Annotated in this window: 22 protein-coding genes and 1 pseudogene; 14 read left to right on the top strand and 9 right to left on the bottom strand. The window is 62.2% G+C overall.

All coding sequences use genetic code 11. From position 1 onward, the window contains the following. The 4 genes and pseudogenes from ACTIF6_RS22055 to ACTIF6_RS22040 all read left to right on the top strand — a co-directional run. The coding region (locus ACTIF6_RS22055) for a hypothetical protein (RefSeq protein WP_439589966.1) at positions 1 to 1,549 on the top strand (1,549 nt) is incomplete at its 5' end. Next, complete coding sequence (locus ACTIF6_RS22050) at positions 1,546 to 2,994, top strand: hypothetical protein (protein ID WP_439589965.1); 1,449 nt, start codon at positions 1,546 to 1,548, stop codon at positions 2,992 to 2,994. The genes ACTIF6_RS22055 and ACTIF6_RS22050, both read left to right, overlap by 4 nt. After that, positions 2,969 to 3,466 (top strand): annotated as a pseudogene (locus ACTIF6_RS22045) (TniQ family protein); the annotation flags it as partial. The gene ACTIF6_RS22050 and the pseudogene ACTIF6_RS22045, both read left to right, overlap by 26 nt. Before the next feature lie 126 nt (positions 3,467 to 3,592). Next, positions 3,593 to 4,600 carry a TnsD family Tn7-like transposition protein gene (locus ACTIF6_RS22040; protein WP_439589969.1) on the top strand — a complete coding sequence of 336 codons (1,008 nt, stop codon included), beginning with the start codon at positions 3,593 to 3,595 and terminating at the stop codon, positions 4,598 to 4,600. Positions 4,601 to 4,767: 167 nt separating this feature from the next. Here the strand turns inward: ACTIF6_RS22040 and ACTIF6_RS22035 are convergent, their stop codons facing one another. The 7 genes from ACTIF6_RS22035 to ACTIF6_RS22005 form a co-directional block, all read right to left on the bottom strand. Beyond that, positions 4,768 to 5,700: a restriction endonuclease gene (locus ACTIF6_RS22035; RefSeq protein WP_439589964.1), complete on the bottom strand. Its 933-nt coding sequence runs from the start codon at positions 5,698 to 5,700 to the stop codon at positions 4,768 to 4,770. Beyond that, positions 5,697 to 6,527: a hypothetical protein gene (locus tag ACTIF6_RS22030; RefSeq protein ID WP_439589963.1), complete on the bottom strand. Its 831-nt coding sequence runs from the start codon at positions 6,525 to 6,527 to the stop codon at positions 5,697 to 5,699. The genes ACTIF6_RS22035 and ACTIF6_RS22030 overlap by 4 nt, the downstream gene beginning before the upstream one ends. Before the next feature lie 374 nt (positions 6,528 to 6,901). Then, positions 6,902 to 8,524 carry an HsdM family class I SAM-dependent methyltransferase gene (locus ACTIF6_RS22025; protein ID WP_439589962.1) on the bottom strand — a complete coding sequence of 541 codons (1,623 nt, stop codon included), beginning with the start codon at positions 8,522 to 8,524 and terminating at the stop codon, positions 6,902 to 6,904. Positions 8,525 to 8,548: 24 nt separating this feature from the next. Continuing rightward, positions 8,549 to 10,684 carry a DEAD/DEAH box helicase family protein gene (locus ACTIF6_RS22020; RefSeq protein WP_439589961.1) on the bottom strand — a complete coding sequence of 712 codons (2,136 nt, stop codon included), beginning with the start codon at positions 10,682 to 10,684 and terminating at the stop codon, positions 8,549 to 8,551. A gap of 483 nt (positions 10,685 to 11,167) precedes the next feature. Next, positions 11,168 to 11,470, bottom strand: a complete 303-nt coding sequence (locus tag ACTIF6_RS22015; RefSeq protein WP_439589960.1) for a hypothetical protein — start codon at positions 11,468 to 11,470, stop codon at positions 11,168 to 11,170. A gap of 41 nt (positions 11,471 to 11,511) precedes the next feature. Then, positions 11,512 to 12,378 (bottom strand): ImmA/IrrE family metallo-endopeptidase, encoded by an 867-nt coding sequence (locus ACTIF6_RS22010; protein WP_439589959.1) that lies wholly within the window; start codon positions 12,376 to 12,378, stop codon positions 11,512 to 11,514. Continuing rightward, on the bottom strand, positions 12,375 to 12,701 hold the full coding sequence (locus ACTIF6_RS22005) for a helix-turn-helix domain-containing protein (RefSeq protein WP_137918368.1): 327 nt from the start codon (positions 12,699 to 12,701) through the stop codon (positions 12,375 to 12,377). Before ACTIF6_RS22005 ends, ACTIF6_RS22010 begins: the two co-directional genes overlap by 4 nt. Before the next feature lie 176 nt (positions 12,702 to 12,877). Between ACTIF6_RS22005 and ACTIF6_RS22000 the strand changes: the two genes are divergently transcribed. From ACTIF6_RS22000 to ACTIF6_RS21980, 5 genes are read left to right on the top strand one after another with little or no spacing between them, the layout of a single operon-like run. Then, positions 12,878 to 13,042, top strand: coding sequence for a hypothetical protein (locus ACTIF6_RS22000; protein WP_171019920.1), 165 nt, complete (start codon positions 12,878 to 12,880; stop codon positions 13,040 to 13,042). A 57-nt stretch (positions 13,043 to 13,099) separates the two neighbouring features. After that, a complete protein-coding gene (locus ACTIF6_RS21995) occupies positions 13,100 to 14,359 on the top strand; it encodes a nucleotidyltransferase domain-containing protein (protein ID WP_439589958.1) in 1,260 nt (419 codons plus the stop codon). Positions 14,360 to 14,406: 47 nt separating this feature from the next. Then, entirely contained in the window at positions 14,407 to 14,814 is a 408-nt protein-coding gene (locus ACTIF6_RS21990; RefSeq protein ID WP_439589957.1) for a hypothetical protein, read from the top strand. Between the two features lie 57 nt (positions 14,815 to 14,871). Beyond that, on the top strand, positions 14,872 to 15,780 hold the full coding sequence (locus ACTIF6_RS21985; protein ID WP_439589956.1) for an S-4TM family putative pore-forming effector: 909 nt from the start codon (positions 14,872 to 14,874) through the stop codon (positions 15,778 to 15,780). Positions 15,781 to 15,794: 14 nt separating this feature from the next. After that, the gene (locus ACTIF6_RS21980) at positions 15,795 to 17,237 is read left to right on the top strand and encodes an SMODS domain-containing nucleotidyltransferase (RefSeq protein ID WP_439589955.1); all 1,443 of its coding nucleotides are present in this window, start codon (positions 15,795 to 15,797) and stop codon (positions 17,235 to 17,237) included. A gap of 215 nt (positions 17,238 to 17,452) precedes the next feature. Here the strand turns inward: ACTIF6_RS21980 and glmS are convergent, their stop codons facing one another. After that, entirely contained in the window at positions 17,453 to 19,306 is a 1,854-nt protein-coding gene (glmS, locus tag ACTIF6_RS21975) for a glutamine--fructose-6-phosphate transaminase (isomerizing) (RefSeq protein WP_439589954.1), read from the bottom strand. Between the two features lie 135 nt (positions 19,307 to 19,441). Between glmS and ACTIF6_RS21970 the strand changes: the two genes are divergently transcribed. Both ACTIF6_RS21970 and ACTIF6_RS21965 read left to right on the top strand, forming a co-directional pair. Next, positions 19,442 to 19,939 (top strand): Lrp/AsnC family transcriptional regulator, encoded by a 498-nt coding sequence (locus ACTIF6_RS21970; RefSeq protein WP_439589953.1) that lies wholly within the window; start codon positions 19,442 to 19,444, stop codon positions 19,937 to 19,939. A 161-nt stretch (positions 19,940 to 20,100) separates the two neighbouring features. Next, positions 20,101 to 20,832, top strand: a complete 732-nt coding sequence (locus ACTIF6_RS21965; protein ID WP_439589952.1) for a DUF2726 domain-containing protein — start codon at positions 20,101 to 20,103, stop codon at positions 20,830 to 20,832. A gap of 6 nt (positions 20,833 to 20,838) precedes the next feature. Here ACTIF6_RS21965 and glmU read toward each other — a convergent pair whose 3' ends face one another. Continuing rightward, a complete protein-coding gene (gene glmU / locus ACTIF6_RS21960) occupies positions 20,839 to 22,257 on the bottom strand; it encodes a bifunctional UDP-N-acetylglucosamine diphosphorylase/glucosamine-1-phosphate N-acetyltransferase GlmU (RefSeq protein WP_439589951.1) in 1,419 nt (472 codons plus the stop codon). Between glmU and ACTIF6_RS21955 the strand changes: the two genes are divergently transcribed. The 3 genes from ACTIF6_RS21955 (at position 22,256) to ACTIF6_RS21945 (ending at position 24,894) form a co-directional block, all read left to right on the top strand. Beyond that, positions 22,256 to 23,176, top strand: coding sequence for a DUF6279 family lipoprotein (locus ACTIF6_RS21955; RefSeq protein WP_439589950.1), 921 nt, complete (start codon positions 22,256 to 22,258; stop codon positions 23,174 to 23,176). The two genes, glmU and ACTIF6_RS21955, sit on opposite strands and share 2 nt — an antisense overlap. 165 nt (positions 23,177 to 23,341) lie before the next feature. Further along, positions 23,342 to 24,103: a GntR family transcriptional regulator gene (locus tag ACTIF6_RS21950; protein ID WP_439589949.1), complete on the top strand. Its 762-nt coding sequence runs from the start codon at positions 23,342 to 23,344 to the stop codon at positions 24,101 to 24,103. Positions 24,104 to 24,126: 23 nt separating this feature from the next. Continuing rightward, entirely contained in the window at positions 24,127 to 24,894 is a 768-nt protein-coding gene (locus ACTIF6_RS21945) for a transporter substrate-binding domain-containing protein (RefSeq protein WP_439589968.1), read from the top strand. The last annotated feature ends 9 nt before the right edge of the window (positions 24,895 to 24,903 follow it).

Here is a 24,903-nt window from a genome sequence, read left to right as displayed (position 1 = left end):
CGCAGCGTGTCCGCCATCGTCTGGAACGCTGTCCGCGATGGGAATGGAATCACTGTCCGCCATCAGTGGAATGCGCACCTCGGTACAGCAAGGTGCCCAGCATGGCCATGGATGTACCAGCCAGGAGATGCAGGATCGAATCGTTGAAGGCTACCGGAAATTCAGTCGATCGGGTGTGCATCTCAACACCATCTACCGTCGCACAGTTGTAGAAATTTTTGGTTGCGTGCCCCAAAGGGGCCCGTCGGGAAATATGAAATTCATCCATCCAGCAGGACTCCCTTTCCCGAGCGAAGACCAATTTAACTATCGAATCGGCCAAGCGTTCTCCCTCAAGGAGCGGCAGATTCACAAGCTCGGCCAAGCCAGAGTGAGGAACCACCTGGCCCATTCATTGGGACGTTTCACCGAATCGGTCAGCAGCCTGATGGAGCGGACGGAACAAGATGGATATCAATGCGAAGAAGTGTGCAAGGGCTACCTGCCCGGCAGTCATCTGCCTCCCCTACTGACCGTGCGGATTCGGTGCACTGCCTCCGGAATCATTGCCGGGGTAGGTTTCTCGGTGGGCGCCGAAAAAGCATCGGCCTACCGCATGGCGTTATTCTGCGCCGCGATCGACAAGGTCAAGTTCGCGCAGCTATTTGGCTTGGAGTTGACGCCGCAAGACTGGCCAAGTCGAGGAGTATCTCCCCACGTGATCAACGACCGCGGACCTGGCAGCACTTCCAAGGCGGACGGGAAAGAGGAGGCATTCCAATTCATCATCAAGGAAGGCGCACCCAGCTATTCAGGGCAATCCAAGGCCACGGTGGAGACTCTGCACCCAAAGGCCGTTAAGAATGAGGGGAGCCCGACCTACAAAGAAACCCAAAAAACGATTCCCCAGCTTGCTCAGCAAGAGATTCTTCGTGCCGTTCGCGACAACAACGCAACCGATGTTTCTGATCGGTTAAATCACCGCTCATTGATCGCCGGTGTGCTTCCCAATCCTGTGGCGATTTGGAACCACCTTGATAGCCTGGGCCGCAGCCACGCGATGAACATGAGGTTTGAAGAGGCCGTCAGGGCCTACCTCACGCCGATCGAAGTAACGGTACAGGATGACGCTGTGTACTTTCGGGACGCACGGTTCGCCTCGAAAGCATTGACCGAATCGGGTGTGCTCCAAGCGGCGCACGACACCGGACGGTTCAAGCTTCGGGGCTACGCCCTGGATGTGTGTGTCAGGCACATATGGGTGGATCTGGGCCACCAGTTGATCGAAGTGGACGCTCAGCTTTCGATCCGCGATGGCGATGGCCAGCTTTACGTGTCGGTCGTCGAGTTGGAGAAAATCCAGCAGATTCGGCGGGATGGCAAACGCGAACACCGGCAACACCGCCAGGCCGTCCATGCCGACTTCGAAATGCGACTCCAGAGCGCCACTGGTGAGAAATTCGACCAGGCGACCAACAAGCCTGGGCGCTCGAAGCGCGGGAAGAAGGCATCGATTGCGGATCGGCAGCAGACCGTGCCGCACATGCAGTTCACTGAAGGTCGTAAATGATGAGCGCAGACCCGACCAGTAACTGGCTGTCGTGGTTCGAGGGACTTGAGACTGACGAGTCGATTCGCACCCTGGCGTACGCGCCCTGCCGGGAAATCACTGGTCTTTCATCGATGCCATCAGAGCAAGCTGGCAAAGCACTTGAAGATGCCTGGAAGGAGGTGTTCGTGCCGGGCAAGGACCATCTGGATCTGCTTGGACGGCTCTTGCAGATTGCCAAGACGTTCGCTCAAGACCAGTTCCCCACTCTCAATGCGTATAACCGGTTGCGAAGCGCCACGCCGACTGAGGAAGCTGCGTCTGAGTCGCTGATCTGCCTATGCGGACTCGCCGGCGTCAGCAAGTCATCGCTGATCAAGGCACTGGTGCGTGTGCTTCAGCCCGCGAACGGCACCAGTTTCGCGGCGGCGGGTCAGGTGCTGTCCATACATCCCGCGAAGCTGGCCACGATCAGCGGGAAACCCAGTGTCGCCAGCATCCTCAAATCACTTTCCAACCCAGTGATTGCATCCAGCAATTCGGTGTACTCCCTGCCGTTTCTCAAGACACACCTTCGCGATTGGTTTGGGGCCACTGCGACCTGCATGCTGGCGGTCGACGAGATGCAGTTTTTCACCCAGAGCAGCACTGCCAGCACACAAACGTCACAACTGATCATGACGTTTGCCAATTTGGGGGTACCGATGGTTTACATCGCCAACTACTCGCTGGTGAACAAGCTGAAAAAGCGCGCGCATGAAGAGACAGATCGACTGCTCGCACGCCCTATGGTTCTGAATCCACCGACGGTCGAGGACCCTGTGTGGCGTGATGTCATCGACGAGCTGCTGAAGGTCTCGCCCTCAATATTCTTACTCGATTCGTCCCGGGATGGAGAGGAGCTCCATCGCTACACCGGGGGCCTGTATCGGTTGCTTCGGGAGTTGCTTGTCGCAGCGTACAGAGACGTCCGCGACCAAGGTCGTTTCGATGTCACGATGCAGGACGTGCGACGGGCCTACCGCGGCCGTAGCTTTAGCATATCCCGGCGAAATGTGGAGGCCTTGGCGTCGCTGGCGGTATCCCGCACGATGGAGGAAAGCCGTCCCGACCTGGTGTGTCCATTCGAGGATCTGGATCCTCCCGCATGGAGACGCCCTGCTGCTCCTCCACGAACTCCGGCGACTCAAGCATCACCACCAGCCGTATCGACTCCCGAGGCGCTTATTCAAAGCACGCTGAGCGTCGCGGCCCGAGCGGCGCTCAAACAGCTCCGGGCTTCAGCCGTAGCTGCTGAAGACTCTGTCCCCTCCCCAACGCCGAAGGCAAAAAGGGCCCGAACCGTTCCTGTCACCGCTGAGGCATTGCTGCGAGGAGATCAGCTCCTCCGGAGCACCTCACCGAAAGCACGTCGGCCAGTCCCTCAAGGCCCCGCAGAAGGTGCGTCCCGTGAACAACCAAACTGAAATTCCAGGGTTCGTTTTTCGGCTACGTCCGTTTGGGGACGAGACACTGTTCAGCTGGTGCAGCCGGTACCACCGGCTGTCTGCGAATGGACGCGACGCAGCAACCTGTCTGCAGTTATTCGGAGACCGAAGAATCGGCACCGCACACGATCTCCCCGCCAGACTGGACGCTTTGGTGACCCGGAGCGGTGGTGCGATAGGAGATGCCGTCTCGATCATCAACCAACGCACCTTGCTCCCGTTTTACCTGCCCTTCCGATCGCCGAGGCTTGCAGCCCTCGCCCACGAGGCCATGCGAGGGCCAAGCATCGGGAGCCTTAAATACCAGCTTGGACTGCTCACCAGTGGGCTCGGGGCGGCCCACCCGCTGAAGTCTTGTCCTCGCTGCATAGCCGTTGATCAGGAGCGCCACGGCTGGGCTTATTGGCACAGGGTTCACCAGCTGCCAGGAACCTGGATCTGCACTACACACCATGTGCCTTTGAGAATTTCTCCATACAAGCTGGATCAACGAGCGCGGTTCGCTTGGGTGCTGCCGAGTCCCTCCTCCGAATCGATCCCCAGTGCAGTTTCACTGAACGCCAAAGATAGAGATTCGATGCGCTGGCTGACCAAATTGGCTTCCATGGGTGAGGAGCTGGTTCAACTAGAACACAGCACGTTCCATGACCCAGTGGGCCTCGGCCTCGCTTTGCGGCGTCGGCTGATCGATCTGAACTTGGCCAGCCAGTCCGGACAGATTCGATGGCGGGACATCGAACCCTCGCTTGATCTGCTTTCTAAACGCCAGTTGGCGCTACCTGAGATGCAGCACCTAGCGGACAAAGATCTCCTCAAGGGCCAGTTGCTGCGGGCGCTTTCTGGACGTTCGGTGACGCACCCACTGCGCTGGCTGCTCTGGTGTTCGGTCTGGTTCAAGGATCTACATGCACTCATGGCGTCGTATGACCAATCAGCACCGAGCGAGGAAGTGCAACCCGATCCCACCCCCACCCGCACCCCCACCACAAATGGCCCCCATGCTTGGCAGGGAACGATTCTGTCCGAGGCATGCGCCGGAAAGATCAGCATGTCCCGCGCTGCCCAACAAGCCGGCGTCTCGTACAGCACATTCACAGCGTGGGCGAGTGCGCAAGGAACTGAGGCCCCTCACCGTCCCCAAAAGCTCACCCACGAAATACGCGAGACGATCGTGACCCGTCTCCAACTAGGTCACGAAAAAAGCGATATGGCAACAGAGCTACAGCTGTCGATAGAAACGATCACCCGTGTTCTCCGAACCACCCCCGGTCTCCAGGTACAGTGGCACCAGTCTCGATTTGACCTCCGCCTTGCTAAGGCGCGAAATGGCTGGAATGGACTGCGCCAAGGTGAAAATGGCCTTGCTACTAAAGCTGCAAGAAGAGTGGCGCCTGCAACTTACGCTTGGCTGTATCGAAATGATCGGCAGTGGCTGGAGGATTCAGGTCAAGCATTCAACTTTGCAAATCGTGGGAACCACGCAACGCAGAGGCTGACAAATGCACAGCAGCGGCGATCAAGGGCAGTCGAACAACTTCGCGATAGGCTTGAGGGGTTCTCTGGTAGACAGGCTCACGGAACTTGAGACGCGGTAAATACGGCTGTGCTGCTCTACATACTTCATGACCCGCTTGGCAGCGTTTCCCGTCACTCGAGTTGCCTCGTTGATGACCCGATGAGAGGCTAAAGCAGCCATCTGCCCGGAAACACGTGGTCGCCAAACGATTGGTGCCACTGTCGACGCAAGTTGCCTTAAGCCTCAAAGAAGTCCTCGTCCACCTTTTTGAGGTGCAGCACATCCTCATCGCGGCAGCCCACGTTGTAGCGAATCATCAGCCGTGAGAGCTGCAGGCCATCGATCAGAACGATCCGTGAGCCGAGCCCGCGCGCAGTGTCGACCGCGGGCTGGCTGAAGGCCGAGGTCGTGACGAAGATGCCCTTGTGGGCCTTCTTCAGGCTCAGGGCGCCGTAGAAGTCGCGGATCGCGCCGGCGCCGATGTTGTTGCCTTCTGCGTAGCGCTTGGCCTGGACGAAGATCTGGTCCACGCCGAGCGGGTCTTGGTCTATGACCCCGTCGACGCCGTCGTCACCGCTCTGGCCCAGCGCACGGCCGGCCTCTTCTGATGTGCCGCCGTAGCCCATGGCCAGCAGCAGCTCAACGATCAGTTTCTCGAAGAAGGCCGGCGTGGCCTTGCGCACGCGGTCCAGCAGGTCGGTGGCCAGGGCCCCGGTGATGGCACTGTGGGCCTTGCGCAGGGCCTCGTCCGGGGTCTCGGTGCCAACCTGGGCACTGAAAGGTGCTGACGCCTGCGCTGTCGTCGCGGCGTTGGCACCGTCGGCCTCGTTGACCTTGGCTTTGAAGTCCTGGAACTCCTTGAACTGGTCGAGGTAGGCATTGTTGATTGTGGCCGTGACATCCGCCAGTGCGGCCTGGCCGCGCTGCGTGATGCGGAAGTAGCCGCGCCGCGTGTTTTCGACCAAGCCGGCCTTGGCCAAGTAGGCCTTGGCCCAGTTCACTCGATTCGCGAACCGGGATTGCTTACCGCTGGGTAGCAGCTCAGCGCACTCGTCAGGAGTCAGGCCCAGCTGGTTGGCCAGGTGCTCGACGGCATCGCCGATCCGGGTCTCGCCAGCCACAGCGCAGGCCAGAACGGGACGCATGAGGGTTTGGTAGTCGGGGATCATCCGAGCGCCTCTTCCATCTCACGATTCACTTGCAGGTCTGTTTCCGTGAACGCTCTCGCCAGCAGCGATCGGAACGTTGCTTCGGCCTTCTTAGCCGCAGCATCCTGCAGCGCGCCGACCCCCTCGACGGCCTCGACTTGCCGCCTGAAGCTCTCTTGCGCGGCCAACGGCGGAAGCAGAACCGGGAACGCGCTGAGCTGCGTCTTGTTGATGGACGCAATGCCTGTGGTCTTCTTTGCCACGCTGAGGAAGTACGCCTTCCCGTACGCGCTGCCGACCAGGGAGCGCAGGTACTCGGGGACCAGGCGATCCCTGTGGCTGCGGACCTTGAAGATGTGGTTCTGATGGACGCACAAGTTGATCTCGCCGCACCAGAGCGCTGCTCGCCCCAACTTGTCGGGGTCGCCGCCCTCCGTCATCAGCAGATCACCGGGCACGATGCGGAGCTTCTCGACCTCTGTCTTCTTGATGAGGATCGTCTTCACTTCATTCAGGTCAAGGCGGCCGTCCTTGACGTTGGCGACGCGCATGTAGGGCAGCTCGACGCTTTCATCGGCGGCCAGATCGCGACCCTTGGCGACGCCCGAGATCACCTCGGAGACCGCGCTCAGGGGGAACACAGGCCAGCCCTTCGGGTTCGTCACCGGGTCGCCGAACATGTCCACGAAGATTGCGGGGATCAGTTCAGCGGCCTTCTGCTGCGCTTGGCAGCGCAGGCGCACGATGCCTTCGGCGCGGGAGAGCTGATCGACGATGCGAAGTTGCTCGCCCATCGCCGGCAGCGGTATCTGCAACCCCAGAACAAAGCCCATGTCGGCGCGCGGCATCCGCGCTCCGGCCGTTCGCGCAGAGATGCGCTCGACTGTTCGCGGCGATCGCAGGAAGTAAGCTAGGTAGCTGCGATCCAGACCATCGGCTGGCCGAAGGGGCACTAGCTCCGTTGAGCATTTGCCAAGGAAGTCTGGCAACACAACCTTATTGAGGTATGGCCTCAGCTTCCCATACAGGACGTGTTCGGGTCCGAAGCTGAAGCTGTTGGCTTGCGGTTCCTCTGGGGTCTTCGATAGCGCGCCGTCGAGCAACCGCCCTGTATTCGATTCAACGGTCTCAAGTCCGATGTAGCGGAGATCTGCCGCTTCGCCGGGCCTTACAGACTGCCGATCTTGAGCGCACCAGTCACCAAGTCGCACAAGTTGAACACTCATGGAGCCTCGCTGAGCGCCGTGCGCAACGCCTCAACTTCTTCGGCGATCTCGACCTCGATTGCAGCCAGCTCGGCCAGCAGCTCGCGCGGGTCCTGGTGCGCGGCTTGCACCTGGCTCATCGGCCGGTAGCGGCTGGCCGATAGGTTGAAGTCGTTGGCTCGCAGCGCGGTGGCGTCGGCGAACCACCAGGGCGCAGCCCATTCGGTCTTGGGGTCGCGCTCGCTCCAGGCCTTGAGCCTGGACTCGCGGTCACGAAAGGCCGCAGCCAGGCCAGGCATGTCGTCAGCCTCGACCGGCGTGTCGTGGTTGGCGTCCATCTTGTAGCCGTCGTTGTCGGCGTGCAGGAACATGACGTTCTCGGTCTTGCCGCCACGGCGGAAGAACAGCACCGAGGTCTTCACGCCCGAGTAGGGCTGGAAGACGCCGCCGGGCAGGCTCATCACCGCCTCGACGCGGTTGTTTTCGAGGAGCTGTCTCCGCAGTTCTTTGTGTGCGCCGGTGGAGCCGAAGAGCACGCCCTCGGGCACGATGACGCCGCAGCGCCCGCCTGGGCGCAGGCTGTCCATCATGTACTTCATGAACAGCAGTTCGGTCGCCGTGCTGGTGCCGATCTTCACGTCGTCAACGATGCGGTCCTTGTCCACGCGCCCAGAGAACGGCGGGTTGGCCAGCACAACGTGGTAGCCCTCCGTAGGCAGGCCCAGCTCGGCCTTGCGTTCGTTGTCGAAGCTGGTGGTCAGCACGTTGCGCAGCAGCACACGCACGTTGGGCAGGCCGCGCAGCGTCAGGTTCATCGTGGCCAGGCGGATCATCTTCGGGTCCACGTCGTTGCCGAAGAATGTCTTGTTCTGGATGGCAGAAAGCTGCGCGCTGGACAGCTTGTCGCCTAGGCCGCGCGTGTGGATCTTGCCGTCGAACTCGACGTGCTGGATGGCGCCCGGTGACGAGTTGGCCAGGCGCATGTGGTTGTAGGCGGCCACGAGGAAGCCCGCGGTGCCGGCGGCCGGGTCATAGACGGTCTCGCCGACCTTGGGGTCTACGATCTCGACGATGGTGCGGATGATGTGCCGGGGCGTACGGAACTGGCCCAGCTCGCCGGCCTGCTTGATCTGCCGGAGCACATGCTCGAAGAGATCGCCCTTGGTGTCAGCGTCAGAACGGTCCAGGCGCAGGCCATCGACCAGAGTCACGACCTGGGTCAGCACGGTGGGCTCGTCGATGACCAGCCGCGCGCCGTGCATGAAATTGACGGCCGAGCCGCCCGCCACCTCGGTGAAGAACGGGAACACCTCATCGCGCAGGAAGCGCACCAGCGGTTCGCCCGACAGGCCCGTCGCCCAGATCGACCAGCGGAAGCGGTCTTTCGGGATGGTGGTCTCGCCCGTGGTGGGCGCGTTGAGCGGATTTTTCAGCGTCCAGAGGCCGTCGAACATGCTGGTGTAGGGCTGCTTAAGGACCTTGGCGCGCGCCTGGTTCTCAGCGTCGATGCCCTCGACCAGGTAGAAGAAGAACAGGAAGGCCAGCTGCTCGGCGTTGCTGACCGGGTCGGGGTAGCCGCCGCCGAACAGGTAGTTACGGATCGCGTCGACATCACGCCGCATGTCTGGGGTCAAAGGCATCGAGGGGTCTCTTGTCTTGCGGGTTCAGGACGGCGCGCGCGGCTGCACGCCCGGATCGGATTGAGATGGGTCCGCGTCGCCGAACACGGCGGCGCTGAGCGATTCGAGGATGTCGTTGAGGGCCTCGGCACCGCCGAACACGCGCATCGCCTCGGGCATGCCGCCCATCAGCGTGAAGGGCGGAAAGGCGAAGTGCCCAGCGGTGAACTCGTCCCAGGTGTCGGCGTTGGCGCGGAGCTGGCTGCCGACAGTGCGCAGCCAGCGCTCTTGGTCGGGCGTGAATTCCTCTTCGCGGGCCAGTATCCAGGCCTCGAAGCGGGCGCCGACCTGTTCCTGCTGCAGTTCGTTCGCTTCGGGAAAGACCAGGTTGCCGTCTTCGTCCACCGTCACCCAGGCACGAGTGTTGGGGTCGATGTGGTCGTCGACATCCAGGGACAGCAGCTTGCGGGGTTCGCTGTGCGGCCGGGGCTTGCGCTCCATGACGAGGCCGCCCTCACCTGATGCTTCGTCGTCACCATGGAAGTCGGTGACGCCGACGAAGTCGAACATCGTGAAGACCGGCTTGCCCTTGGCCTTGCGCGTGCCACGGCCGCGCATCTGCTGGTACAGGATGGTCGAGCGGGTGAAGCGCGCGAAGACCAGGCTAACGACCTCCGGGCAGTCGAAGCCGGTGTCGAGCATGTTCACCGAGACCAGGATCTGGGGGAAGGTCTCCTTCTTGAAGCGCTTGATCTTGGTCATGCCGTCAACCGTGTCGTCGTCACCCATGCCGGAGACAACGTAGTCGGCATAGCGCACCTCGGGTGAGGTCTTCTTGTCGGCAAAGGCCTGGTCGAACATGTTGGCCAGGGTCTCGGCATGGCGCTTGGTGACGGCGAAGACGATGACCTTGCCGAACAGCGGCTTGCGCAGCACGCCCTTGGCGTCGAGGTAGCCGTTATCCATCACCTGGCGAAACTCACGCACCATGGCGCGGTTGCGCTCCGGGATGGTGATCTTGCGTTCGAGGGCCGCCGGGTCGATGGTGATGGTCTTGGCACCATCGAACATCTCTTCCAGCTCGGCCTGGGTGGTGACGTCCATCGCCGACCAGTCGAGCTCGTCGCGCGCGACCTCGAATCCGCCTTCGGCCGCCGTCTTGACGGTTTTGGCCTTGTAGATCTGGTACGGCACGAGGTAGCCCTCGCGGATGGCGTCCTTCATCTTGTAGCTGAAGGTCGGCCGGTCGACCTCAAAGAAGCGCAGGGTGTCGCGGATGGCGAGCCGGTCGTCCTCGTCGTTGAAGGTCGAGGGGTCGGCAATGCACGGGGTGGCCGTTAGGCCCACCTGCACGCCGTCGAAGTGCTTGAGCACGCCGCTCCACTTGCCGTAGATCGAGCGGTGGCACTCGTCCGAGATCACCAAGTCGAAGTAGCCGGCCGAATACTCGTGATAGATGTTCACCATGCTCTGCAGCGTGGTGATGGTGATGCGCTTCTCGTCCTGGAAGCGGCGCCCGGCGCGCAGCACGTAGGCCGGAAAGTCGCTCAGGTGTTCGGCAAAGGCGTCTTCGGTTTGCTTGGCTAGCGGGATGCGGTCGACGAGGAAGAGGACGCGGGTGATCGCGCCGGCCTCGAACAGGCGCTTGATGAAAGCGGCGGCCGTGCGGGTCTTGCCGGTGCCGGTGGCCATCTCGACCAGGAGCTTGCGGCGGCCGGCCTGGATCTCTCGGCACAGCGCGTCAATGCAATCGGTCTGATATTCGCGCTCGACGATGTGCTTGTCGATCTCGACCGACAGCACGTTGCGCTTCACTTGGGAGGTGGCAGCCCGGCGCTCCAGATCGCTTTGGGAGAAGAAGGTCTTGACCAGGCGCGGGAAGGCCTCAGTCTGCCACTCCCAAAATCGGATCTCGTTACCGTTAGCCAGGAAGATGTAGGGGACCTTGAGCTGGGCGGCGTAGGCCTTGGCCTGGTCTTCAGCTTCGGCCGGGTTGATGGCCGCCTTCTTAGCTTCGACGACGGCCAGCGACCGGCCGTTGCGGTCGCACAGCACGTAGTCGGCCTTGGTGCGGTCGGGCAACACGTACTCGAAGCGCACAGCGTTCGTATTCGTGATCTCCCAGCCGTGGTCGCGGAGCTGGGCATCGATCTTCACGCGCGAGAACGCTTCGTTCGTCATCCTTCTGAACACCTTCCGACTGAATTGGTTGCCCCCGTGCCTGACGGTCGTGAAGGACACTGCAAGCTGGTTTCGCGTGTCGGCACTCCCGGCTGGACAGGCACCTCCGATTATCAAGCTCGAAGAGAGCGCTCCAAACGCTAGCCTCGGCGCCTTTTGGTTCCGCGAGCATGTGCTGAAGTCCGCAGTTTGGCTTGAGTCATTTCGGGTGCTTTCCTTCAGGTATTTGGCCACACACGTCGGCGGCTCGGCTTGAAACGCGACTTTCGGCCTGCTATGTGCAAAATCACGTCATAGTTTAGGTCGGACAGTATTCATGCGCTCGTCAGGGCAGACGCGCCAGGGATCGGTGCCTCACGGGCTACGTCGCTGGTGTCCGCTCCTGCGGAACCTATTCGCTGCGGCGCCGACTACGAACGACCGCATCCAGTCTGCTGACGCAGATGCTCGCTTGGTTTGGCCCACCCCTGGACACAAATGCCGCTACTCAGAAGTGGGCTTGGAAATGCACCCAGCAAGCAACGCCAGATCATTTTCAAGGGCTACGGCGTCCTTGAACCAAGCCTGCAGTGCATCCTGGGTGACCAAGCGCTCGCTATTGTTCACGCCCCGAACTTCAAACCGGATTTCGAGTTGGCCTGTATCGATGCTTTCAAACACATGCGCCATCGGCGCATTGTGTGCAGCAAAGTTGCGCTGCTTAGCAAGACTGCGAAGCCGTTTCGAAACCAAGCATTTCTCCGCATAGAGGTCCTGAGCGACTCCCCTTTCGCGCGCAAGCTTCAAAATTCGCTCTACACGAACACCCGATCTGCTGGCGTCGAGAATCAGAACGAAGGCAAGTTGGTCGTCATGTCTTCGTCTGGTGCATCTGGATGCTCCACTCCAGGTGCTTCGAGTATCAACAGCGAAATAGACATGTCATACCGGTCAGAGAGCACGACCATCTCGCGCACAGGCAACCTGATGGGCCAGACGCCTTCAGGGTGCTCCACGCCCGATCGATAGTCCGCAGTTGAAAGCGCTTGGTCCGGGCTCACAGCGATCGAGCCCGAAGGTAGTTCCATACCCTCCTGCAGCGTTCCAAACGTGTATTTCTTCGCACTGCTACTGGCCTTCCACCAGTGCAGCATTCCTTCCCGTCCCATGACTGCAACGGCGGCCTGATCAGTGAACTCCAACCACTTGAGAATCGCTGCCGTGAGAGAGACGCCGTAACGGTCTGCGCACTCGCCCAGCAGATCCAGGGTGATCCGACGCCCACGCACCTGCTGGGTGTAGTCGTCGATAGGCATAAGCAGGTACGACGCGAACTGGTCTGCCTCGCGCTCGATCCTGGCACCAGTGATGCCCAGTGTCGCGCTCTGAGAGCATTGAAACGCATCCTGCAATTTGCGGTGCAGGACGTAGTGCCCGAACTCGTGCGCAACAGTGAAGTTGGATCGACCTGGCAGATCGGGGTGCGGGTGGTACAGCAGCGCCCAGACCTTTCTCTCCTTCAGCCAGAACAACCCCCCTTCGAAACCTTTCAGCTCTTGGCCATGCAACTCGCCAATGGGGGCCTCGGGCACCACGTTTCTGGACCATTCCTGCGCCAGCGCTCCCGCGTTGAGTGGAAACGTGAGGCCATGGACGGCGCGCCATAGCTGCGCCATCTTGATTGCTTCGCGTACTGGAGAAAGCGCCTCGATCAAGGGCCCGCCTTCTTATCGAGGACGCTGAGGATCTCCTGCAACTGCTGCTTTACTCCGTTGTCCAGAGACTGGTACTTGCGGAAGAAGGCTTCGTCGGCCACGTCGATCGAGGGCTCGGCGACGTCGTCATTCATCAGGAATTCGGGCGTCACGCCTAGGACCTTCGCCACCTCATTGATCCGATCTGCGGACGGGCGGGCCTTTTCCTTGTTTTCCAATTCCCATACGGATGACTTTGACGCACCGATCTGTTCGGCGAACTGTTCCAACGTCAATCCTGCTTTCTTCCGCAGTGCGCGGACTTTCTCACCCAGTGTTGGCATGCTTGTTCGGATTCCCAATAAAAAAAGTACTTGACTTCAGGAGTTCTGAAGTCCACAATTTTTATTGTGATAGTTCCGAACTTTTTGCGCAACCCCGAGTTGGTAACGCGGCCAGGGGGAAGAGGTCAAGAACCGGAATATCGCAATCAACCAACCGATCCTGAAAGGGGACGACCATGAGCAAGACGTTGAAGCCCGGTACGCCGGCACCGAAATCCGGCCAGTACCAGAACCCGGGCACCGGCAATGAAGTAACCGGCGTGAAGGGCAAGCCGCTGCCGCCGACGCCGCGGCCAGGCCAAGGCTACAAGCTGGTGGACCCCACCAAGCACAAACGCTGAGCTTGGGTGAGTCCAGGTGAAACCGGCAGTCATCGACAAGAATTTCAAGGAGCTCCTGTGAACCGCGAACCTGTGACTCTCGCTCAGCGCCCTCGCATCTCCATGCGCTCGTCGGCGCGCTTTTTCCACTTGGTGGATGTCATCGCCCGGGCCCACGAGCCCACTTCCACCCAGTTGATGGCGCTGGAGCGCTCATACAACAGCACCGGCGAGTTCCTTTCGGCATGCCCGGAATTCCGAGGCGACCTGATTCAGATCCACGCCCATGGTTCTCGGCAGTTGGGCACGATCGTGCGGCCCCGGGATGGGACTCGGGAGGGCTTCGACATCGATTTGATCGCGCGCATGGCGTCGGGCGCACGTGGCCAATACGAGGGCGAGCAAGGGCCGGCCCTGCTGCTCGACCGTTTGCATCGCGCCTTGTCCCGCTACGCAGATGCACACGGGCTTCGGCTGCGTCGCTGGGAGCGTTGCGCGACACTGGAGTACGCTGAAGGCATGTGCGCCGACATCGCGCCGGTTATTGATTCCCCACTGCTGGCCGCGCCGTTCGGCGACACGCACGGCCTGATCCCTGATCGGGAACTGCGGCTCTTCGATTCCACGAATCCACGCGGGTACGCGAAACATTTCGATCTCGCGGCCGCGATCTCTCCAAATTTCACAGCGGCACTGAGCTTTTCGGAGGGGATGGATTCGGTGACGCGCGCGGATGTAACGCCGTTACCCGACGCGCAAGAGGTATTCGACCGGCTGCTGTGCCGACTGGTGCAACTGCTGAAGCTGCATCGCAATATGGCTTTCGGCATTGCGCAAGGCAGCCCGGACATGGCGCCCCCATCTGTATTCCTAACGACGTTGGCCGCAATGGCGTATGCGGTGGAGGCACCTCAGCCGCACGAGAGTCCCCTGGAATTGCTGCTCGATATCGTGGAGCGGATGCCGCTGCATTTCGGGCGGATTCCCCGGTCCGATGGTTCCGAAGAATGGGTCTTGCCTAACCCGTCCGCCCCGCGAGACAACCTGGCGGCCAGCATGAATTCGTCTGCGCGGCAGGAGGCGTTTTTCTCGTGGCATCGTCGCCTCATCGAGGATCTGAAGCGCATCCTCCAAGCGATCGAGAATCATGAGGGAATGGATGTGCTGATCACGGCGCTGGAGGACGCATTCGGACCACGTTGCGCGGGTGCCATCCAGCAGGACCAGAGCCAGCGTCGGCAAAGCAGCCGTGTCGCGGGCCGTGTGACGCTGATCTCGTCGGCGGCAGCCGCTCCGGTCAACGTCGCAGCACGGCCCCATACATATTTCGGCCGTTGATGACACCGTACCCGGCCCCGCCCGTATCGACCTTGGCCCAGCGAGCCATGGAACTGCGGGCCCTGCCTCTCGATGGCGCCAGGCTGATATTTCTGTCGGGCCGCGCCTTGCGCTATCGATTCCGTCTGGCGCCGAGCGAGTTCGGTCGCGTCTACGAGTGCGAGCTGCGCCTGACACCCGATTCGCGCCCACCGGAAATGTTCGTCTTGAGTCCTGACCTGACCACCCTGGTTGACGAAGCCGCGCTGCCGCACATCTACCCCAACGACGGCCCCGGCACCAAGCTGTGTCTATGGTGGCCGAAGCAGCGCGAGTGGCTGCCACAGATGAAGTTGCTCGACACTTACATCGCCTGGACCGCAGAGTGGCTGTGGCATTTCGAGGACTGGTTGACCACAGGAGTGTGGGCCGGCGGCGGTGAGCATCCGCAGCAACGCAGGAAGCGTTGGGCTTGAGACATCGATGACCGAGGCCGCAGGAGAAGAGCAATGATGCGAGGATCAGAGGGCAACATGAATGAAATCGATAAAAGGCAGGTGGAGCCGCGAATGCTCAACTTGCTGCGTGCCAGGACACTAATTTACCGGCGGGCCAAGAATGTCCAGGCTGCGGGCCTCGTGATCTCGCTCGTTTTCCCGATCGTCGGTCTGATCGTGTCAGCGCTGCTCCTCCCGTCGAAGCCGTTCATCGCATTCGCCGCCCTGATGTTCAGCTTCCTGGAGGTTCTGCTTCTTGATCGCTGGCACCGTGCGCAGCTCAAGAACGCGGCCAAGCTGCAGGAGGATTTCGACTGCACGGTATTGGAAATGGACTGGAACGCCTTTTTGGTTGGCAGCCGGATCGACCCCGAAGATGTCTTTGCCGACGCATGCAAGAAGCTCAGCGACAAAGACGAGCAACGGTTGATCAATTGGTACCCGCTCGCTGTCAAGGAACTGCCGCTCCATTTGGCAAGGCTGGTGTGCCAGCGCACCAATCTCTGGTACGACAGCGCTTTACGCAAGCGCTACAGGCGCGTTCTCTTGACCGGCTGCGTGGTGCTCATCGCCGTGGCTGGATTCGCGTCGCTTGCAATCGACCACACCATGACGACCTTCGTGCTATCGACGCTGGCCCCGATGACGCCGGTGATGATCTGGGCGCTCAGAGAAGGCAATCGACAGGCGGCGACCATTGAGTTGCTGGACCGTCTGAACGATGAAGTAAAGAAGCTCTGGGACCGCTCCCGCAGTGGCGCGGCGGAACAGGAGATCAGCATGCGGTCGCGCGAGCTGCAAGATGCCATCTTCAACCACCGCGCCTCCAGTCCATTGATCTTCGACTGGGTCTACAGCCTGTTGCGCAGACAGATGGAAGAGCGGATGAACGCTGGCGCGGACCACTGGGTGCGAGAACTGCGCGCGTCCGGCAACGTGCACTAAAGACGGGTAGAAGAATGAAACTGGTCCAAGACTTCAACGCCTTCCTGAACGACACCGTCAACCTCAACAGCACGCGCTTCGATCAGCTCGAAAGCAGTATCGAAGCCATCAAAACGGCGGTGCGAGGGCTGGACTGGAAGCCTTCCATCGTCGGCTTCGCCGCGCAAGGCTCCTGGGCTCACAAGACCATCATCAGGCCCCTGCCTGGAGATCCATTCGATGCGGATCTGCTGGTTTACGTGAAGCCGGTCGCGGGCTGGGAACCGAAGGACTACATCAACGAGCTTTATGCGGATATGGGCAAGCTCGGTCTGTACAAGGACAAGATCAGACGCCACTCGCATTGCATCACCATTGAGTACGCCGGCGAGCGCAAGATTGACGTGGCGCCTTGTGTGAAGGAGCGTCTTCACACCGGTGTCTGGGAGGTTTGCAATCGTGATACCAATCTCTTCGAGAAGTCCAACCCGCTCGACTACACGGACTGGCTGATCGAGCGCAACAGCATCTGCGGCAACAACAACTTCCGCAAGGCCACCCGGCTGCTGAAGTACCTCAGAGATATCAAGACGAACTTCACCAGCCCCTCGTTCCTCCTGACGACCCTACTTGGCAAGCATGTGTACGCCTCTGACAAAGGGGCTGCGGGTTTCGTGGATGTTCCCACGACTCTCAAGACGCTGATTGGTCGGCTCGATGACTGGTTGCAGGCCAACCCAAGCAAGCCCACGGTGCGCAATCCTGTATTGTTCGAGGAGATCCAAAGCACCGCCTGGGACGACACCAAATATTCGAACTTTCGAGCGAAGATCAATCTGTACCGTGGCTGGATCGATGACGCCTACGATGAGCCAGACAGAGAGGAAAGCATCGGAAAGTGGCAGCGTGTCTTCGGTGAGGACTTTGCCGTTCAGGAGGCCGTCGAGAAGGCTGGCAAGGTCAGTGAAGCTGCGCTGTCCGTTGTCCGGGGAAGCCCAATGTCAGCTGGCGTGGCCGATCTGGTGGCATTGGTGAAGAAGATCGGCCGCTCGGCTCTGCCCATTGGCTTTGATCGTCTGCCGCACATGCGCCGTCCGCGATGGCGATCAGCTGCAGGCTCGCGGCTGACCGTGAATGTTGGTGCGCAGCTGTGGACATCCCGCTATGGGCAGAAGGTCCACTCGCTTGCCTCGCTTGCGCCCACGCAGTCCGGATGCTGGGTCCGCTTTAACGCCAGCAACAATCTCGGGCTTCCTTTCCCAGCGACTTACAAGATCGAATGGCGCGTGACCAACACGGATGAAGTCGCGCGACGTGCAAACGCGCTCCGTGGCGATTACTACTGCTCGGATGAGCCATCGGTACGGTGGGAGCAGTTGTCGTACCGCGGCGTCCATATGGTGGAAGCCTTCCTGATCCGAAGATCCGATGACTTTCTACTAGGTCAGAGCGATCCGTTCTACGTGGTTATCGAGTAGGAGTGGGTGAGCGCAGCGGGTTTCGAGAGGCTTCGCCGCATCGTCGCCAATACCGGCCTTCTCGAGGGTCCGCTTTACGTCCAGCGGCACTCGTTGACGACAACACGCTGGACGTCCACCGCTGCACATCAGCCCTTCCTGTCAGTTGCCGCTCCGACGGACTTTATTCCGACCCGACGAACTTTATTCCGTCTAGTCAATGGCGTCGTGAAGCGTCACTCCACCGTCACGCTCTTCGCCAGGTTCCTCGGCTTGTCCACGTCCGTGCCTTTCGCCAAGGCCGTGTGGTACGCCAGCATCTGCAGCGGCACCACGTGCAGCAAGGGGCTGAGCGCGCCGTAGTGTTCGGGCATGCGAATGACGTGGATGCCTTCGCTGCTCGCGATGCGCGTGTCGGCATCGGCCAGCACGTAGAGCACACCGCCGCGCGCGCGCACTTCCTGCATGTTGCTCTTGAGTTTCTCCAGCAGGGCGTCGTTGGGTGCCACCGTCACCACCGGCATCGCCCCGGTCACCAGCGCCAGCGGGCCGTGCTTGAGTTCGCCGGCCGGGTAGGCCTCGGCGTGGATGTAGCTGATTTCCTTGAGCTTCAAGGCGCCTTCCAGCGCAATCGGGTAGTGCAGGCCACGGCCCAGGAAGAGCGCGTTGTCCATGCGGGCGAAATCTTCGGCCCAGCTGATCACCTGCGGCTCCAGCGCCAGCACGGCCTGCAGTGCCACGGGCAGGTGGCGCATGGCCTTGAGGTGTTCGTCTTCAGCTTCCTCGGTCAGGTGGCCACGCGCCTGCGCCAGCACCAGGGTGAGCAGGAACAGGCCAGCGAGCTGCGTGGTGAAGGCCTTGGTGGACGCCACGCCGATCTCCACCCCGGCGCGCGTGATGTAGGCCAGCTCGCATTCGCGCACCATGGCTGAGGTGGCCACGTTGCAGATGGTCAGCGTGTGCTTCATGCCCAGGCCCTGGGCGTGGCGCAATGCGGCCAGGGTATCGGCGGTTTCGCCGCTCTGCGTGATGGTCACCACCAGGGTGCGCGGGTTGGGCACGCTGGTGCGGTAACGGTATTCGCTCGCCACTTCCACCTGGGTCGGGATCTTCGCGATGCCCTCGAGCCAGTACTTGGCGGTGCAGCCGCTGTAATAGCTGGTGCCGCACGCCAGGATGAGCACGTTGTCGATGTCCTTGAACACGCTGTAGGCACGGTCACCAAACAGTTCTGGCGTGATGCCGGCAACGCCTTCCAGGGTGTCGCCAATGGCGCGTGGCTGTTCGAAGATTTCCTTCTGCATGTAGTGGCGGTAGGGGCCGAGTTCGGCCGCGCCACTGTGGGCCTGCACGGTCTTCACCGGCCGCTGCGTCGCATCGAGCGAGCGGCCTGCGGCGTCGAGCACCCAATAGCGGCCGAGCTGCAGGTCCACCAGGTCGCCCTCTTCCAGGTAGACGATCTGATCCGTCACGCCGGCCAGGGCCATGGCGTCGCTGGCCAGGAAGTGCTCGCCATCGGCCTTTCCCACGCCCAGCACCAGCGGTGACCCCGCGCGCGCGCCCACGACGCGGTGCGGTTCGTCCTTGTGGAACACGGCCAGCGCATAAGCGCCGTGCAACTGGCGCACCGCCGTCTGCAATGCGGCGAACACGTCGCCTTCGTAGAGCGAATCGATCAGGTGGGCGATCACCTCGGTGTCGGTCTGGCTCTCGAACACATACCCTTTGGCTTGCAGAGCGGCACGCAACTCGTCGTGGTTTTCGATGATGCCGTTGTGCACCAGGGCCACGCGGCCCGCGCTCGTGCTGCCGCCCGGGCCATGGCTGAAGTGCGGATGCGCGTTGTGCACCGCCGGGGCGCCGTGGGTCGCCCATCGGGTGTGGGCGATGCCGGTGCCGCTGGCGATGTGCTCAGCCTGCACCTGCACCGCCAGTTCCGCCACGCGCGCGGTGCTGCGCGCCCGCTTCAGGCCTCCGTCGTGCACGGCCACGCCACAGGAGTCGTAGCCCCGGTACTCCAGCCGTTGCAGCCCCTGAACCAGCACGGGCACGATGTCACGCCCTGAAACCCCTGCCACGATGCCGCACATGTCGCGCTCCTCAAAATGGAATGAAGGCGATGCTAATCATCTCCACTGAAAATTAATCTCCATAATTTCATAATTTTCAGCAGATAATTTCTTCACAAATCAATGAATGAATAATATTTCATAAAAGCATCGCGTATGGAATCAAAAGAAATCGACGAAGCTGACCTTCGATTGCTGGACCTGCTGCAAACCGACGCTTCGCGCAGCAACCAGGCCCTGGCCGAGCTGGCACACCTGTCGCCGCCAACCAGCCTGCGCCGTGTGAAGCGCCTGCGGCAGATGGGATTGATCGAACGCGAGGTGGCCTTGCTCAGCCCCGACCGGCTGGCCCCGTTGCTGGGCCACGGCCTCACCGCGCTGGTGGAGATCACGCTGGAGCGCCAGGGCGCCGAGCACCTCGATGCGTTCGAGACACGCGTGCTCCCGGTGGCCGAGGTGCAGCAGTGCTACCGCGTGAGCCCAGGGCCGGATTTCGTGCTGGTGGTGCATTGCATCGACATGCCCGGCTACCTGGCGCTGGCACAGCGGCTGTTCACTGGCGATGCCAACGTGCGCAACATCAAGGCCTTTTTCAGCCTCAAACGCGCAAAGTTCGAACCGCGCCTTCCACTGGGTATGGCGCCAAAGGACTGATGGATTTGTGTACCTTTGTCCGCACAAGGCCAGCGCTTTTGATGCAAAACGCACAGTTCCGGTATTCGAATCGGCTACCCGGTGTTGACGGGCCTGCCAGTCTGTAACAACCTCCACATCTCGAGTCCGGGCAGGCTTGCTGCCAGGTTCAAGGAGCTTGTATGGAATTCATGTGGATCGCCATCGCTGCGGCCGCCATCGTCTTGATGGGGTTGGGCGTCTGGGCCTACCGGAAATCGTCCCAGCGCAGGTCGTCGGGCCGTGATGACCGCTACACGCCCGAGCGCATTCTCACCATCGAACAGGTGCACATGCTCGACTACTTGCAGGACACCTTTCCAGGCCAGGTGGTGCTGCCCAATGTGCCACTCAAGAACATGCTCTCGGTGCGCCGCGCAGCAGATCGCCAGCGTGCCATGGAGCGCCTGAACCACCAGAAGGTGGACTTCGTGGTTTGCGGCGAAGACGGCCGGCCCAGCTTCGCCTTCGACATCGAGCAGTACCACCTGAGCGATGCCAAGGCCAAGACGCACCAGGCCAAGATGAAGAACCGCATCCTCAAGACCGCTGGTGTGCGCTTTGTGTTTCTGAAGAATGGCCTGCACCGCATGCCCTCACCCGCCGACTTCCGCGAGCAACTCAATCTGGCCGCCCTGCCCAAGCCCAAGTCCAAGGAAGACGCGCGCGAGAGCGCCCTGCAGCAACTGGAAAGCCAGTTCTCCGGGTTCGATCAGCAGCATTCGCAGACTGGTTTCCGCGACTCCGAAGTCATGGGTCTCAGCCGTCTGATGGATCTCAACGGCATTGGCCGTCGCCCCGCTGCGTACAGCGGCCACAGCGGCTTCGGCAACAGCCGATTCAACGGCCAGTCGCTCGACGTCAGGGGCGGCTGAAGTTTCTCAGCGCTTCTTCTCAGGTCGCTGCCAGTTCGCCAGAGACACCTGTTTGCCGCGCGCCACCGACAGCACACCAGGCGCCGTGCTCTTGCTGATGGTGGAGCCCGCGCCCACCGTGCCCCCTGCGCCGATGGTGACCGGCGCCACCAGCACGCAGTTGCTGCCCACGTGCACGTCGGCCTCGATCACGGTGCGGTGTTTGTTGGCCCCGTCGTAGTTCGCCGTGATGCTGCCCGCCCCGTAGTTCACCCGCTCGCCCACCGTGGCATCGCCCAGATAGGCCAGGTGGTTGGCCTTGGCGCCATCGGCCAGGGTCGAGTTCTTGACCTCGACGAAGTTGCCGATGTGCACGTCGGCACCCAGCTGTGCACCCGGACGCAGCCGCGCGAACGGTCCCACCAGCGCGCCGCGCCCCACCGATACACCCAGCTTCTCGCCGTCGATGTGGGTGAAGGGGTGGATGACCGCACCGGCGTCGATGGCAGCGTTGGCGATCACGCAGTTCGCACCGATGCGAACGCCCTCACCCAGCTTCACCCGGCCTTCGAACACGCAATTGACATCGATCTCCACGTCCTGGCCGCAGAGCAGTTCACCGCGCACGTCCAGCCGCGCCGGGTCGGCCAGACGAACGCCCTGCTCCATCAAGGCGTCAGCCAGCCGGCGCTGGTAAGCCCGTTCGAGCTCGGCGAGTTGCACCGGGCTGTTCACACCCGCCACCTCCACCGCGTCGCGCGTGGTGATGGCGCGCACCACCAGGCCCTGCGCCACCGCATGTTTCACGACATCCGTCAGGTAGTACTCGCCCTGGCTGTTGTCGTTGGTCAATCCCGCCAGCAAGGGTTTGAGCAGGGATGCCGGCGCCGCCATGACGCCGCTGTACCACTCGGTGATGCGCCGCTGCGCTTCGTTGGCGTCCTTGTGCTCCACGATCGCGTGCACCGACCGATCGGCATCCACGGCGCGCACGATGCGCCCATAGCCGGTGGCGTCGCCGCCCGTGTCCACACTGAGCAGCGCCAGATGCTGCCCGTCGCACGCCTGGAGCAGGGCCTCCAGCGTGGCCTGGCCGATCAAGGGCACATCGCCGTTGAGGATGAGCACGACACCGTCGTCGGCCAGGACCGGCACGGCCTGCTGCACCGCGTGGCCGGTGCCCAGCTGGGGCTCCTGGCGCACAAAGCGCAACTGCGGAGCGGTGCTGTCGCCGGCGGCCACCGGCGTCGCGAGGCCGGCCTCGACCTGCTCGGCCCCGTGGCCCGTGATCACCACCACCGAGCGCGCCGATAACCGCGCCGCGCAGTCGATCACGTGCTGAGCGAGTGCGCGGCCTCCCAAACGGTGCAACACTTTGGGCCGCTGACTCTTCATGCGCGTGCCTTTGCCGGCCGCCATCACCACCACATCCACTGGGAACGACATGAAAACCTCTTTCGGGGATTGGCTGCGCGGCGCACATGCCGGCCATCGCCTGCGGCGGATTATCCCCCGCCGGGTGGGCCAGCTGGGTGCGTGGCTGGTGCTGGCGGTGGCGCTGTCGGCCTGCACCGCCGCCCGTCTGGCCTACAACCAGGCGCCCACCATCACCTACTGGTGGCTGGACGCGTACGTGGACCTGGACAACGTGCAATCCACCCAGGCGCGCGATGCGCTCAACCAGTTCTTTCAGTGGCACCGCCAGAACGAACTGCCCATTTACGCCGGCCGGCTGCGGGAGTGGCAGGCGCTGGCCCCCGAAGACTTGACGCCGGCGCAGGCCTGCGCCCAGTTCGAGGACGTGCGCGAGCGGATCGAACGCGCGGCAGACCAGACCGTGGAACCCTTCAGCCGCCTGGCCCTGCAACTGACCCCTGCACAACTGGAGCATCTGCAGCGTCATCAGGCACGCAGCAACGAGGAATTCGAGAAGGACTTCCTGCGCGGCAACCCGGAGCAGCGCCTGAAGAAACGCCTCGATCGCGCCACCAGTCGCAGCGAAATGCTCTACGGCACGCTCAGCCGGGAGCAGCGCGCGCTCTTGCGCGAACTGATTCAGTCCTCGCCGTTCGACGCGGAGCGAACCCAGGAAGAGCGGCTGCGCCGCCAGGCCGACCTTCTGCAAACCCTGAAGGATGCGCAGGCCACCCCCGCGCGCGCGAGTCAGCTGGTGCGCGAACACTATGCGCGCGTGAAACGATCCCCTGCGCCGGGCTATGACGCCTACCAGCGCGAGCTGGTACGACAGGGCTGCGCCCAGTTTGCCCGCCTGCACAACAGCACCACGCCCCAGCAGCGGGCCAACGCGGTGCGCGTCCTCAAAGGTTACGAGGACGATTTCCGCGTGCTCAGCGCCCAGCGCTGAGCACGCACCAGAACAGCAGCCCGGCACCGCCGGGCGCAACGCGCTTTGGTGCGCGCAGGCGCGCGCGCACCCCGACTGCGCACAAGCCAGGTGCATTCATCTTGCATACAAGGCTTGTATGGCCGTGGCACGGAAATCGCATGAGAGGACTCCAGAGGTCTTTTCATGGTCAGTTCCACCGACATCACCCAACGCATCATCGAAGCCGTGCTGGCGCAGCGCCTGGCGCCCGGTACGCGCCTGGGTGAGCAAAGCCTGTCGATGCTGTTCGACTGCAGCCGCACGCTGGTGCGCGAAGCACTGGTGCGCCTCGCAGCGCGCGGCATCGTCACCGTCAGCTCGCGCCGCGGCTGGTACGTGGTGCAACCCTCCCACGATGAAGCACGCGACGCCTTCGAAGCCCGCCGCGTGATCGAAACGGGCCTGATCCGCAGCGCCCGCAACATCGACAAGAATGCCCTGCGCCGCCTGCGCCAGCACCTGAAACAGGAGCAGGCCGCGCTCAAGGGCGACGACGTGGGCCAGCGCAGTTACCTGCTCGGCGACTTTCACGTGTGCCTGGCCGAGTGCCTGGGCAACCAGTTGCTCGCCGACACGCTGCGCGACTTCACCGCGCGCACCACGCTCATCGCCATGCTCTACCAGAGCAACCACGACGCGGTGCAGTCGTGCCAGGACCATGTGGACATCGTGGCGGCGCTCGAACGCGGCGACGTGGCGGCCGCCGAACAACTGATGGCCACCCACATCGGCCAGGTGCAGGCCGCGCTGCGGCTCGGCTCGCCCAACGATCCCCTGGCCGATCTGCGCGAAGCACTCGCCCCAGTGCGTGAGGCCAGCCATACCGCCGCGAAAAAGCGCACCCGCAAGACAGACCCCGACCACCCCGCCACCCCGACCGAAACCTACCTAGGAGCCCTGCTATGAGAACCACCAAACGCGCCTTCCTCATGTCCACCCTGGCCCTGGCCACCACGCTCGGCCTGGGCACGGCCCAGGCCCAGACCGCGCTGGACGGCGTGATGAAGGCCAAGCTGATCAAGATCGCCGTGCCCACCGACTTCCCGCCCTACGGCTTCGTGGGCATCGACCTCAAGCCCCAGGGTCTGGACGTGGACACGGCCAACCTGATCGCCACCAAGCTGGGCGTGAAGGTCGAACTGGTGCCCGTGACCAGCGCCAACCGCATCCCCTACCTGCAGACCAAGAAGGCCGATCTGGTGATCTCCACGCTGGGCAAGAACCCCGAGCGCGAGAAGGTGATTGACTTCACCGCCGCCTACTCGCCCTTCTTCCAGGCCGTGTACGGCCCCAAGGGTTCGGCACTCGCGGACTTCAATGCCCTGGGCGGCAAGTCGGTGGCGGTCACGCGCGGCGCGATCGAAGACCAGGAGCTCACCAAGGTCGCTCCGGCCAACACCGACGTCAAGCGCTTCGAGGACAACAACGCCACGGTATCGGCCTTCGTGTCGGGCCAGACACAGTTCATTGCCACCGGTGTCTCCGTGGCCGACAACATGATCAAGCGCAACCCGGCGCTGGGTGCCGAATACAAGCTGCTGCTGAAAGACAGCCCGAACTTCATCGGTGTGGCCAAGGGTGAAGACGCGCTGCGCGCCAAAGTCAACGAGATCATCATCGCTGCCAAGAAGGCCGGCGAGCTCGATGCCATGGCGAAGAAGTGGCTGGGACGCCCTGCTGGCACGCTCCCGGAGTGAGTGGGCCCC

This window comes from Hydrogenophaga sp. (genome assembly GCF_051860785.1).
Taxonomy (GTDB): Bacteria; Pseudomonadota; Gammaproteobacteria; order Burkholderiales; family Burkholderiaceae_C; genus Hydrogenophaga.
This window is presented reverse-complemented; position numbering and strand designations above follow the sequence as displayed.